Raw genomic sequence first — 12,145 nt, 5'->3', positions numbered from 1 at the left:
AACGACGTCACCAGATACAGCGTGCCGATCGTCTTGTGGTCAGTGGTCGTCAGCCACTTGATGACCACGTTGCCGGGCTGCTTGCGCCGTACCGGCAGCTCGTTCTCGTACGAGTCCTCAGCTGCGGCGGCACCCTGGGGTTCGTTGAGGATGCTCACAGGTTTGTCGTCTCCCGGTTCTTCTCGTGGCTCGTCTGCGCGATGCCGGCGGGAATGTAACCGGTCTGCCCCTTCTTCGCGAGGTCCTTGAGGTGCTGCTCGTAGCGCTCGGGGGAGACGACCTTCACGTTGAACAGCATCCGGGAGTGGTCGACACCGCAAAGCTCCGCGCACTTGCCCAGGAAGGTGCCCTCCTTGTTGGGGGTCACCTGGAAGGCGTTGGTGTGGCCCGGGATGACGTCCTGCTTCATCAGGAACGGCACCACCCAGAAGGAGTGGATGACGTCACGCGAGGTGAGGACGAAGCGGACCGTCTTGCCCTTGGGGAGCCAGAGGGTCGGGCCGGGGTTGCCGGTCTGCGGGTTCCGCGTACCGGGCGTGCCGACGTCGTAGACGCCGCCGGCGTTGGCCGGGAAGTCCTTCTTGAACCGGTCCGGAATGGCGGCCAGGTTCTCGTCGGTGTCCGCGTTTCCGGTGGAACCCTCGACGTTCTCGATGTAGTTGAAGCCCCAGCTCCACTGGAAGCCCACGACGTTGACCGTGAGGTCGGGCTTCTTGGAGGTGTCGAGGAGCTTCGACTCGTCACGTGCCGTGAAGTAGAAGAGCACCGAGACGATGATCAGCGGAACCACGGTGTACAGCGCCTCGATGGGCATGTTGTACCGGGTCTGCGGAGGTACTTCGACCTTGGTGCGGCTGCGCCGGTGGAACATGGCGCTCCACAGGATCAGGCCCCAGACCAGCACGCCGGTGGCGAGCGCGGCTGCCCAGGATCCCTGCCACAGGGAGAGGATCCGCGGAGCCTCTTCCGTGGTCGGGGTGGGCATACCAAGGCGGGGGAAGTCCTTGTATGTGCAACCGGTCGCGGTCGCCAGGACCAGGCCCGCAGTCAATGCCTGCAGCAGCTTCCGCCGCAACGGGCGCCGCGGCGTGGGGGTACCGCCCGCGCCCCCCAGGGCGTGGGGGAGGTCGGAGCCGTTGGGACTCACGTAGCGCCTTCCCGAGAGTCTCGCCCGCGCGGATTGGCTGCGGCCTGCCTTCTCGGTGGTCGGTCGCCGCCCTGCGTCGGGCAGGGGTTTGGATGTTTATGCGGACCAAACCCTACTGGACGCAATTTGGGGTCGCGCGGGGAGGGTCCCCAACGCGCCGGGGGTCACCCCGAAGGGGTCTGACGGGGGGTCGGGCGCCTGATGGGGTGGGGGGTTTCTGTTGGTTCGGCGGGTGCGGGTCGCGTGTGGCTTGTCGCGCCCCGCGCGGAGCCGCTGATGTCACAGCCCCGCGCCCCTCATAGGTGGGACCTCGCACCCCTTGTTGAGGACTTAGCGTGGGGTTGTGTCCTACTTCGATGCCGCCTCCTCCGCTCCCCTCCATCCCGTTGCCCGGCAGGCTCTGCTGGCCTCGCTCGATGAGGGGTGGGCCGATCCCGCACGTCTGTACAGGGAGGGACGGCGGGCCCGGATGTTGCTGGACGCCGCTCGGGAGGCCGCTGCCGAGGCGGTGGGGTGCCGTCCTGACGAGCTGACCTTCACTTCGTCCGGTACGCGGGCCGTGCACACCGGTATGGCGGGTGCCCTCGCGGGCCGGCGCCGCGTCGGACGCCACCTGATCGTGTCGGCGGTCGAACACTCGTCGGTGCTCCATTCGGCGGAGGACTGGGAGACGGCGGGCGGTGCGGTGACGACGGTCGCGGTGGACCGCACGGGCGCCGTGGCCGTCGAGGCGTACGAGACCGCCGTACGGCCCGACACGGCGCTGGCGTGTCTCCAGTCGGCCAACCACGAGGTGGGGACCGAGCAGCCGGTGGCGGCGGTGGCCGAGGTGTGCCGGGCGGCCGGGGTGCCGTTGCTGGTGGACGCTGCCCAGACGTTGGGGTGGGCGGCGGTCGCGGGGCCCTGGTCGCTGTTGACCGCGAGCGCACACAAATGGGGTGGACCTTCCGGGGTCGGACTGCTTGCCGTGCGCAAGGGGGTGCGGTTCGCGGCGCAGGGGCCCGTGGACGAGCGGGAGTCGGGGCGGGCGGCCGGGTTCGAGAACCTTCCGGCGATCGTCGCGGCGGCGGCCTCGTTGCGCGCGGTACGGGCCGAGGCGGCCCAGGAGGCGGTACGGCTGCGGGAGCTGACGGAGCGGATCCGGGCGCGGGTGCCGCAACTGGTGGCGGACGTGGAGGTGGTCGGCGATCCGGTCCGGCGGTTGCCCGGTGTCGTCACCTTCTCCTGTCTCTATGTCGACGGGGAGACACTGCTGCACGAGCTGGACCGCGCCGGTTTCTCCGTCTCCTCCGGGTCGTCCTGTACGAGCAGCACGTTGACGCCGAGCCATGTGCTCAGGGCGATGGGGGTGCTGAGCGAGGGAAACGTGCGGGTGTCGTTGCCGGCCGGGACCCCGGCCGAGGAGGTCGAACGGTTTCTGTCCGTCCTGCCGGGCGCAGTGGCGGTCGTACGGGAGAAGCTGGGCGCGCCCGTTCCGGTGACGGTCCGGGAGCGGGACGCGCTCGTCGTGAACGCGCTCGGCAAGCGGTGCCCGATCCCGGTGATCGAGCTGGCGAAGGTCATCGGCGATGTCCAGGTGGGCGCCACGGTCCGCGTCCTTTCGGACGACGAGGCGGCCCGCCTGGACATCCCGGCGTGGTGCGAGATGAGGGGCCAGGAGTACGTGGGCGAGGAAGCGGCGGAGAACGGAACGGCATATCTCATCCGCCGGTTGAGCTGACCCACCTGCCTGTGGGGGCGCGGGGAACTGCGCGACCAGCCCCCGCACACCCGCAGACGAAGAAATCAGCCCAGATGCCCCTGAACCTCTACCGCGGCGTCATCCCCGTACGCCTTGCGGAACCGCTCCATGAAGTGGGCCCGCCGCAGCTGGTACTCCTGCGTACCCACCGTCTCGATGACGAGAGTCGCCAGCATGCAGCCGACCTGTGCGGCCCGCTCCAGGGAGACGCCCCAGGCCAGGCCGGAGAGGAAGCCCGCGCGGAAGGCGTCGCCGACGCCCGTGGGCTCGACCCTGGCCTCCTCGTCCGGGCAGCCGACCTCGATCGGCTCCTCGCCGGCACGCTCGATGCGTACGCCACGGGCGCCGAGGGTGGTCACCCGGGTGCCGACCTTGGCGAGGATCTCGGCGTCGGACCAGCCGGTCTTCGACTCGATGAGGCCCTTCTCGTACTCGTTCGAGAAGAGGTACGCGGCGCCCTCCAGCAGGACCTTGATGTCGTCGCCGCCCATGCGGGCGATCTGCTGGGAGAAGTCGGCGGCGAACGGGATGGACCGCGTGCGGCACTCCTCGGTGTGGCGGAGCATCGCCTCCGGGTCGTCCGCGCCGATCGAGACCAGGTCGAGGCCGCCGACGCGGTCGGCGACGGTCTTCAGCTCGATCAGCCGGGCCTCGCTCATGGCCCCGGTGTAGAAGGAGCCGATCTGGTTGTGGTCGGCGTCGGTGGTGCACACGAAACGCGCGGTGTGCAGCGTCTCGGAGATCCGCACCGAGTTGGTGTCCACCCCGTGGCGGTCCAGCCAGGCGCGGTACTCGTCGAAGTCGGCGCCGGCGGCACCGACCAGGACCGGCCTGGTGCCGAGCTGACCCATGCCGAAGGCGATGTTCGCGCCCACGCCACCCCGGCGCACGTCGAGGTTGTCGACCAGGAAGGACAGCGAGACCGTGTGCAGCTGGTCCGCTACGAACTGGTCGGCGAAACGGCCGGGGAAGGTCATGAGGTGGTCGGTGGCGATGGAGCCGGTGACTGCGATACGCACGACGGGGACACTCTCCTGCGAGGGGAGGGGGGATTGACAGTTCACGCTACCCGGTCGGCCCGCGCTCGCTGTAGCGGCAAAACTACCCGATAGTAGATCTTTCTTGGCCGGGTATCCGGTGCATACGGTTCCGATATGACGAACTTCAAGGTTCACCAGGCCCTCCAGGTCCAGCAGGTGCACTCGGGACCGGGTGCCGCCCCGCAGGATCTCGACGGGGATCTGGCCTCCCTGCGCGGTGACTGCGCCCGGATGACGCCGCACTGGGCGGCCCCCGAGCGGATCACCGCTCTGCCCGTCTCGCCGTCCCGTATCCATGGCGTGACCGTCCCGCCCGCCTCGGCGCGGCTCGTGGACGCGATGTCCGAGTACGGCGACTAGCAGGACGGCCCGCGACCGGCGGCACCCCGTCGACCAGCGCTCGAGGGGAACCGTGCGCTCCCCCGCTGCGTCCCATCGCTGTCCCCCGTAAAGAGGACGCGGTGTACGACCCATCGGTGCCTGTCGGTGACAGGGCCGGTCGGTCGGGACAGCCGGGACAGCTGGGAGCCGAAGGAGCGATGCGGTGAACACCGAGCGACCCGATCACGACGACGATGCCAATGCCGACGCCAAGGCCGTCACCGAGGCCGAAGCGGAGGGCACCACCGAGGCCTCGCCGGAGGAGAGCGGCGCGGAGCGCCCGTCCCGGCGCCGGTCCCCGGTGCTCGTCGCCTCGGTCGCCGCCGCGGTCCTGCTCGTCGGGGGTGGCGGGGCGTACCTCTCCACCGGCCTGACGGGCGGCTCGGGCGACGACGACCGTACGGACACGGCCGCGCCGGGCGGCGACGGCACCACTCCCCCGCCTCTGGCCCTCGACGGCTACGCCGAGGGCGGATCGGGTGACACGGGGGGCACGGGCGATACGAGCGGCATCGCGCCCGGTGAGCCCGACCCGAACGGTGTGACCTACCGGGCGGACGGCCCGTTGCCCGCCGGGCCCGCGTCGGCGCCGGTGTACTCGACGGCGAAGGACGGCGAGGCAGCGATCACGGCCGCCGAGGTGACCCGGCTGGCCAAGGCGCTGGGCGTCGGGGGGAAGCCGGTGACGGAGGCCGACAGCTGGCTGGTCGGCACGGCGAAGGACGGGACGGGTCCGTTCCTGCGGGTGAACAAGCAGGCGCCGGGGACCTGGTCCTTCAGCCGGTACCTCGCCGGGGGCTCCGACAACTGCAAGAGCACGACCGTGTGCCCGCAGAAGCCCTCCGCCGAGGGGGCGACCGTCGATCCGGTGAGCGAGGCGGTGGCGAAGAAGGCCGCGGCACCGATCCTGAAGGCGGTCGGCCAGGACGACGCGAAGCTGGACGCGAGCGGCATCATGGGCACCCAGCGGGTGGTGAACGCCGATCCGGTGATCGGCGGGCTGCCCACCTACGGCTGGACGACCGGTCTCCAGGTCAGCGCACAGGGCGAAGTGGTGGGCGGCAGCGGCCAGTTGTCGACACCGGTGAAGAGCGACACGTACCCGGTGCTCGGCGCCAGGGCGACGCTGGCCCTGCTCAACGAGCCGGGGGCGGCGGTGACTCCCGAGCACCGGATGGGCATCGGGGGCTGCGCCAGCGCCGTACCGCTGAAGGACCGCCTGGAGGCGCCGTGCGGTACCACGACGACGGGGCAGAAGGAGACGCTGACCGTCGGCAAGGCGGTGTTCGGGCTGGCCTCGCACTCCGTGTCGGGGCGGCCGGCGCTGGTGCCGTCGTGGCTGTTCGAGGTACGGGCGCAGGGCGCCGCCGAGGGCTTCACGGTGACGTATCCGGCGGTCGACCCCCGCTATCTGGCCGGGGCCACGCCGAGCACGGAGCCGTCCCCGACGGCCACGCCGACAGCGCCGGGCGACGGCGCGACGATCGAGGGCTACACGGTCTCCGCCGACGGCAGGGAGCTGACCGTGGGCTTCTGGGCCGGAGTGTGCAGCGACTACTCGGCGTCGGCGAAGGAGGAGGACGGCGAGGTGACGGTGACGGTGACCTCGAAGTCCGAGAAGGGCAAGGTCTGCATCATGATCGCCAAGGCCGCGTACGAGACCGTGCGGCTGGACGAGCCGCTGGGTGACCGGAAGGTCCTGGGCACGGACGGAAAGGCGATTCCCGAGGGCGACTTCGCCGACAGGTAATCCGCCCGGGCCGCTGCTCGGCTCCCCGTTACGCGTGAAGGCGGCGCCCCCGTCGGAGGGGGCGCCGCCTTCACGCGTACCAGCCTTATGGCCCTACGGGCCTAGCTGAAGGAGTCACCGCAGGCGCAGGAGCCCGTCGCGTTCGGGTTGTCGATCGTGAAGCCCTGCTTCTCGATGGTGTCGACGAAGTCGATGGAGGCGCCGCCGAGGTAGGGAGCGCTCATACGGTCGGTGACGACCTTGACGCCGTCGAAGTCCTTGAGAACGTCACCGTCGAGGGAACGCTCGTCGAAGAACAGCTGGTAGCGCAGACCCGAGCAACCGCCGGGCTGGACCGCGACACGCAGGGCGAGGTCCTCACGGCCTTCCTGGTCGAGCAGGGCCTTGACCTTCGCCGCGGCGGCGTCGGACAGGATGATGCCGTCGGTGACGGTGCTGGTCTCGTCCGATACGGACATCTACATCTCTCCCGGGTTGTACGGAGACTTCTGCCGACGAGTGCAACCGGCGGGGCCGCGGATTCATTCCGGGCCGAGAGTCTGTTTCTTTCCGTTCTCCTCTCCATGCTCGCACACGCGCGGAAACGCCAACAGCGACCTGGGGGACGGGCTCCAGCCGGGCTCCGGGATTCATGTCACATCGACGCTATGAACCTCGTCAAAGTGACGTGAAGGGGTTACGATAGATAGCGTCAATTAGACGAAAAGGCTTGAACGGCAGAACAGAAAGGGTGCGTGTCGTGACCACCGCCCAGACCCAGGACCTCGACGTACAGCCGACACCCCTCGCCCTGCTGCTCCTCGGCCGCGAGGCCGACCCGCGGAGCGAGCGTGGTGTGGAGTGCCCCGGCGACCTGCCCTCCCCCTCCGACCCGGACCTGGTGGCACGTGCGCGTGCGGCCAAGGAGAAGCTCGGCGACAAGGTCTTCGTCCTCGGCCATCACTACCAGCGCGACGAGGTCATCCAGTTCGCGGACGTCACGGGCGACTCCTTCAAGCTGGCCCGGGACGCGGCGGCGCGTCCGGAGGCCGAGTACATCGTGTTCTGCGGTGTGCACTTCATGGCGGAGTCGGCGGACATCCTGACCGGCGACGAACAGAAGGTGGTCCTGCCCGACCTGGCCGCCGGCTGCTCGATGGCGGACATGGCGACGGCCGAACAGGTGGCCGAGTGCTGGGACGTCCTGACGGAGGCCGGGGTGGCCGAGGAGGTCGTGCCGGTCTCCTACATGAACTCCTCGGCGGACATCAAGGCGTTCACGGGCAAGCACGGCGGCACGATCTGCACGTCGTCCAATGCCGAACGCGCCCTTGAGTGGGCCTTCGAGCAGGGCGAGAAGGTCCTGTTCCTGCCGGACCAGCACCTGGGCCGCAACACGGCGGTACGGGACATGGGCATGTCGCTCGACGACTGCGTCCTCTACAACCCGCACAAGCCGAACGGCGGGCTGACGGCGGAGCAGCTGCGCAACGCCAAGATGATCCTGTGGCGCGGCCACTGCTCGGTGCACGGCCGCTTCAGCCTGGACTCGGTGAAGGACGTCCGGGAGCGGATCCCCGGCGTGAACGTCCTGGTCCACCCCGAGTGCAAGCACGAGGTGGTGGAGGCGGCGGACTACGTCGGCTCGACCGAGTACATCATCAAGGCACTGGAGGCGGCCCCGGCCGGCTCCAAGTGGGCCATCGGCACGGAACTGAACCTGGTACGCCGCCTGGCGAACCGTTTCGCGCCCGAGGACAAGGAGATCGTCTTCCTCGACAAGACGGTCTGCTTCTGCTCGACGATGAACCGCATCGACCTCCCTCACCTGGTCTGGACCCTGGAGTCCCTGGCGGCGGGCAAGCTGGTGAACCAGATCTCGGTGGACCGGGAGACGGAGGCGTTCGCGAAGCTGGCGCTGGAGCGGATGCTGGCGCTGCCGTAGGCGGTGTCAGTCCCTCCGGCGTTGGAGTAGCGGGGGTTCGGGGGCAGCGACGCCCCCGAGGACGGGACAGGTAAGGGCGGCGGGGGCGAGAAGATCCGCCCCCGCCGCCCCACGTACCCGCCGCTGCCGGCTAGACCCCCGCGGGTTCCGGCGCGTCCGAGTCGGCCGGCGCCTCTCCGCCGGCGAACCCGCCCTTCTGCTCCCGCTTCGCGGCCTTCTTCGCCGCCCGTCGTTCCTTCCGCAGTTCCACCATCGCGTACAGCGTCGGAACCAGCAGCAGGGTCAGGGCCGTTGACGTGATCAGGCCGCCGATGACGACCACCGCCAGCGGCTGGGCGATGAAGCCGCCCTCGCCCGTGACGCCCAGCGCCATCGGGAGGAGGGCGAAGATGGTCGCCAGGGCCGTCATCAGGATCGGGCGGAGGCGGTGACGGCCGCCTTCGATCACCGCTTCGACCACCCCGTAGCCCTGGCCTCGGTACTGGTTGATCAGGTCGATCAGGACGATCGCGTTCGTCACCACGATGCCGATCAGCATCAGCATGCCGATCATCGCCGGGACGCCCATCGGGGTGCCCGTGGCGACCAGCAGGCCGATCGCGCCCGTTGCCGCGAACGGGATCGACACCAGGAGGATCAGCGGCTGGACCAGGGAACGGAACGTGGCGACCAGGAGCATGAAGACGATCGCGATCGCCGCCAGCATCGCCAGCGCCAGGTTCTTGAACGCGTCGTCCTGGTCCGACGACACCCCGCCGATCTCCGCCGTCGCGCCCGCGGGGAGCTTGAGAGCGTCCAGCTTCGAGGTGAGCTCCGCGCTGACGGCGCCCGTGTTGTCGCCGGTCGGGCGAGCGGTGATCGTCGCGGCCCGCTGGCCGTCGATCCGGGTCATCGACACCGGGCCGTCGACCAGGCGTACGTCCGCGATGTCGCCCAGCTTCGACGCGCCCAGCCGCAGCGCCTTCAGCTCGTCCAGCGTCTCGGCCGGCTTCGCCGACCTGATGACGACGTCACGCTCGGTGTCGTCCAGGGTCGCCTTGGCCGCCGTCGTGCCCTTGACCGCCTCGGCGACCGCCGCGCCCAGCGTCTGCTGGTTGAAGCCGGCCGCCGCCGCCTGGGAGTTGGCCCTGACCGAGATGCGCGGCACGCTCTGCGCCAGGTTGCTCGTCACATCGGTGACGTCGTCCAAGTCCGCCACCGTGTCGCGGACCTCGTCCGCCGCCTCGCGCAGGACGTCCGCGTCGGCCGCCTTCACGACCACGCTCAGGTCCTGGCTGCCGAAGCCGTCACCGGCCGCGATCGTGGTCGTACCGATGCCGGAGAGCCTCCCCAGCCCCTCCTCGATCCTGTCCTGGACGTCGTCGGCCGACGCCGAGTCCTCCAGCATGACCTGGTAGGAGGCCTGGTTGGTGTCCGTGCCGCCGCCGAAGGCCGCCAGGAAGCCGGACGAGCCGATCGTCACCTGGTAGTCCTTGACGCCCTTGACGTCCGCGAGCCACTGCTCGACCTTCTTCGCCTGGACGTCCGTGGCCGCCAGGCTCGTGCCCGGCTTCAACTGCTGCTTGACGGTGAGGACTTCCTGCTCGCCCTGGTCGAAGAAGTTCGTCTTCAGGAGCGGTGCCATGCCGAACGTGCCGATGAGGACCACCGCCGCGATCGCCACGCTGGTCAGACGGCGCCGGGTCGCGAAGCGCAGGACAGGGACGTACACGCGCTGGAGCCTGCTCCTCGCCTCCTTCTCCTCCGCCAGCCTGCGGGCCTCGTCCGCGTCCTCCGGGGTGTCCTTCGGGGCGCGCAGGAACCAGTACGAGAGGACCGGGACCACGGTGAGGGAGACCAGGAGCGACGCCAGCAGGGCCGCCGTCACCGTCAGGCTGAACGAGCCGAACAGCTGGCCGACCATGCCGCCGACCAGGCCGATCGGCAGGAACACGGCGACCGTCGTGAGCGTCGAGGACGTCACCGCTCCCGCGACTTCCCTGACCGCCTTGAGGATCGTTTCCTGGCGCTCCTCGCCGTAGCCGAGATGGCGCTTGATGTTCTCCAGGACGACGATCGAGTCGTCGACGACCCGGCCGATCGCGATCGTCAGCGCGCCCAGCGTCAGCATGTTCAGCGACAGGTCCCTGGTCCACAGGACGATCAGGGCCAGGACGACCGACAGCGGGATCGAGACCGCCGTGACGAGGGTCGAGCGGATCGACGCCAGGAAGACCAGGATGACGATCACCGCGAAGAGCAGACCGAGGCCGCCCTCCGTCGTCAGGCCCTTGATGGACTTCGCCACCGCCGGTCCCTGGTCGCTGACCACCGTGATCGTGGCGCCTGTCCCCAGGTCCCCCCGCATGTCGGCGAGCTTGTCCTCGACCGCGTCAGAGATCGCCACCGCGCTGCCGTCGTTGTCCATCGTGACGCTGACCGCGAGACTCGGCTTGCCGTCCGTACGCGTGATCGAGTCCGCCTTCGCCGACTCCTGCCTGACGGCCGCCACGTCGGCGAGGCGTACCGGCTCGGTCCGAGAACCGGGCGCGCCCGTGACCATCAGGTCCTCGATCTGCTCCACCGAGGTGAAGCCGCCGCCGACCTGGACCGTGCGGTTGTTGCCGGCCTCGTCGAAGGAGCCCGCCGGGACGGTCGCACCGCCCGCCTGCAGTGCCTGGGCGAGAGCGGCGGAGTCGAGGCCCGCCGCCGTCAGCTTCCTGTCGTCCGGGGTGACGGTGACCTGGACGTCCCGTACGCCGTCGACCGTGACCTGGCCGACGCCGTCGATGGCCCGCAGGTCGGGGACCACCGTGCGGTCGAGCAGGTCGGCGAGGGCCTGCTGGTCCTCGCCGGAGGTGACGGCGAGGACGACTGTCGGGATGTCGTCCGTCGAACCGGCGACGACCTGCGGGTCCACGGCGTCCGGGAGCAGCACCCGCGCCCGGTTGACGGCCTGCTGGACATCGGCGACCAGCTGCTTGGTGTCGTTGCCGTAGTCGAAGGACGCCGTGATCAGGGCGTTGCCCTCGCTGGCGGTGGAGGTGACACCGGTGATGCCGTCGACGCCTTCGAGGTTGTCCTCGATGGGCTCGACGACCTGCTTCTCGACCACGTCGGGGGACGCACCCTGGTACGGCGCCAGGACGGACACCACCGGGAGCTCGATGGTGGGCAGCAGCTGTTGCTTGAGCTGCGGTATCGCTATCGCCCCGAAGACGATCGCGACGATCGACATCAGCCCGATGAGGGCCCGTTGCGCGAGGCTGAACCTGGACAGCCAGGACATGGGTGAGCGTCTCTCTTCTGTGGCCTGAGCGGAGGAAGGACGCATGTGTGACACCTACACATCTGCATGTGCGTGTCACACAAATGAGCGCCCGCTCCTACACCCTGGGCCATCGAACACCCCTGTTCCCTAGACCCCAGGTCCCGTTTCCCTACCCGGTCCCTACTCCGGCCGCAGTACGCCTCGCGCAGCTCACTCCACCCTTGGACGTACCAGTCCCGACTCGTAGGCGATGACGACGAGTTGCGCCCTGTCCCGGGCGCCCAGCTTGGCCATGGCCCGGTTGACGTGCGTCTTCACCGTCAACGGGCTCACCTCCAGCCGCTCCGCTATCTCGTCGTTCGAGTGCCCGCCGGCGACCTGCACCAGCACCTCGCGCTCCCGCCCGGTCAGCGCGTCCAGCCGCTCGGCACGCGCGGGGTCCCGGCCGTCGTCCAGCACGTCGCCCTGCGCGAGGAACTGGGCGATCAGCCCCTTGGTCGCGGCCGGCGACAGCAGCGCCTCGCCCCCGGCGGCGACCCGGATGGCGTTCAGCAGCTCATCGGGCTCGGCCCCTTTACCGAGGAACCCGGACGCGCCCGCGCGCAGCGACTGCACCACGTACTCGTCGACCTCGAACGTCGTCAGCATCACCACCCGCACATGCGCGAGCCCCGGATCCGCGCTGATCAGCCGGGTCGCGGCCAGTCCGTCGGTGCCCGGCATCCGGATGTCCATCAGGACGACGTCGGCGCGCTGCTCCCGGGCCAGCCGCACCGCCTCCGCCCCGTCGGACGCCTCCCCGACCACCTCCATGTCGGCCTCCGAGTCCACGAGCACACGGAACGCGCTGCGCAGCAGCGCCTGGTCGTCGGCGAGCAGGACACGGATCGTCATGGGCGGTCCTCGTGGAAT

General features: G+C 69.7%; 9 protein-coding genes. 4 read left to right on the top strand and 5 right to left on the bottom strand.

The window, feature by feature from the left end:
* Positions 1 to 154 precede the first annotated feature (154 nt).
* Positions 155 to 1,147, bottom strand: coding sequence for an aa3-type cytochrome oxidase subunit II (ctaC, locus tag IEY89_RS37570; RefSeq protein WP_189152022.1), 993 nt, complete (start codon positions 1,145 to 1,147; stop codon positions 155 to 157).
* A gap of 343 nt (positions 1,148 to 1,490) precedes the next feature.
* Here ctaC and IEY89_RS37565 point away from each other — a divergent pair, with 343 nt between their 5' ends.
* Complete coding sequence (locus IEY89_RS37565; protein WP_189152021.1) at positions 1,491 to 2,867, top strand: cysteine desulfurase/sulfurtransferase TusA family protein; 1,377 nt, start codon at positions 1,491 to 1,493, stop codon at positions 2,865 to 2,867.
* 65 nt (positions 2,868 to 2,932) lie between these two features.
* Here the strand turns inward: IEY89_RS37565 and IEY89_RS37560 are convergent, their stop codons facing one another.
* Complete coding sequence (locus IEY89_RS37560; RefSeq protein WP_189152020.1) at positions 2,933 to 3,907, bottom strand: carbohydrate kinase family protein; 975 nt, start codon at positions 3,905 to 3,907, stop codon at positions 2,933 to 2,935.
* Between the two features lie 135 nt (positions 3,908 to 4,042).
* Between IEY89_RS37560 and IEY89_RS37555 the strand changes: the two genes are divergently transcribed.
* Together IEY89_RS37555 and IEY89_RS37550 are read left to right on the top strand one after the other, a co-directional pair.
* A complete protein-coding gene (locus tag IEY89_RS37555; RefSeq protein WP_189152019.1) occupies positions 4,043 to 4,288 on the top strand; it encodes a hypothetical protein in 246 nt (81 codons plus the stop codon).
* 184 nt (positions 4,289 to 4,472) lie between these two features.
* On the top strand, positions 4,473 to 6,059 hold the full coding sequence (locus IEY89_RS37550) for a hypothetical protein (protein ID WP_189152018.1): 1,587 nt from the start codon (positions 4,473 to 4,475) through the stop codon (positions 6,057 to 6,059).
* Between the two features lie 101 nt (positions 6,060 to 6,160).
* Here the strand turns inward: IEY89_RS37550 and IEY89_RS37545 are convergent, their stop codons facing one another.
* On the bottom strand, positions 6,161 to 6,517 hold the full coding sequence (locus IEY89_RS37545) for an iron-sulfur cluster assembly accessory protein (RefSeq protein ID WP_006380335.1): 357 nt from the start codon (positions 6,515 to 6,517) through the stop codon (positions 6,161 to 6,163).
* A 281-nt stretch (positions 6,518 to 6,798) separates the two neighbouring features.
* Here IEY89_RS37545 and nadA point away from each other — a divergent pair, with 281 nt between their 5' ends.
* On the top strand, positions 6,799 to 7,983 hold the full coding sequence (gene nadA, locus IEY89_RS37540; protein ID WP_189152017.1) for a quinolinate synthase NadA: 1,185 nt from the start codon (positions 6,799 to 6,801) through the stop codon (positions 7,981 to 7,983).
* Positions 7,984 to 8,113: 130 nt separating this feature from the next.
* Here nadA and IEY89_RS37535 read toward each other — a convergent pair whose 3' ends face one another.
* Together IEY89_RS37535 and IEY89_RS37530 are read right to left on the bottom strand one after the other, a co-directional pair.
* On the bottom strand, positions 8,114 to 11,251 hold the full coding sequence (locus IEY89_RS37535; protein ID WP_189152016.1) for an efflux RND transporter permease subunit: 3,138 nt from the start codon (positions 11,249 to 11,251) through the stop codon (positions 8,114 to 8,116).
* Between the two features lie 192 nt (positions 11,252 to 11,443).
* Positions 11,444 to 12,127 (bottom strand): response regulator, encoded by a 684-nt coding sequence (locus IEY89_RS37530; protein ID WP_189152015.1) that lies wholly within the window; start codon positions 12,125 to 12,127, stop codon positions 11,444 to 11,446.
* Positions 12,128 to 12,145: the final 18 nt, after the last annotated feature.

It is taken from the genome of Streptomyces lacrimifluminis, from assembly GCF_014646095.1.
GTDB lineage: Bacteria > Actinomycetota > Actinomycetes > Streptomycetales > Streptomycetaceae > Streptomyces > Streptomyces lacrimifluminis.
The sequence above is the reverse complement of the archived record's forward strand: the minus strand, read 5'-3'. Positions and strand labels throughout refer to the sequence as shown.

Excerpts from the sequence above, each read along its gene's own strand:
- IEY89_RS37555 (WP_189152019.1), top strand. The coding sequence starts at position 4,043 with ATGACGAACTTCAAGGTTCACCAGGCCCTCCAGGTCCAGCAGGTGCAC.
- IEY89_RS37530 (WP_189152015.1), bottom strand. The coding sequence starts at position 12,127 with ATGACGATCCGTGTCCTGCTCGCCGACGACCAGGCGCTGCTGCGCAGC.
- IEY89_RS37545 (WP_006380335.1), bottom strand. The coding sequence starts at position 6,517 with ATGTCCGTATCGGACGAGACCAGCACCGTCACCGACGGCATCATCCTG.
- IEY89_RS37535 (WP_189152016.1), bottom strand. The coding sequence starts at position 11,251 with ATGTCCTGGCTGTCCAGGTTCAGCCTCGCGCAACGGGCCCTCATCGGG.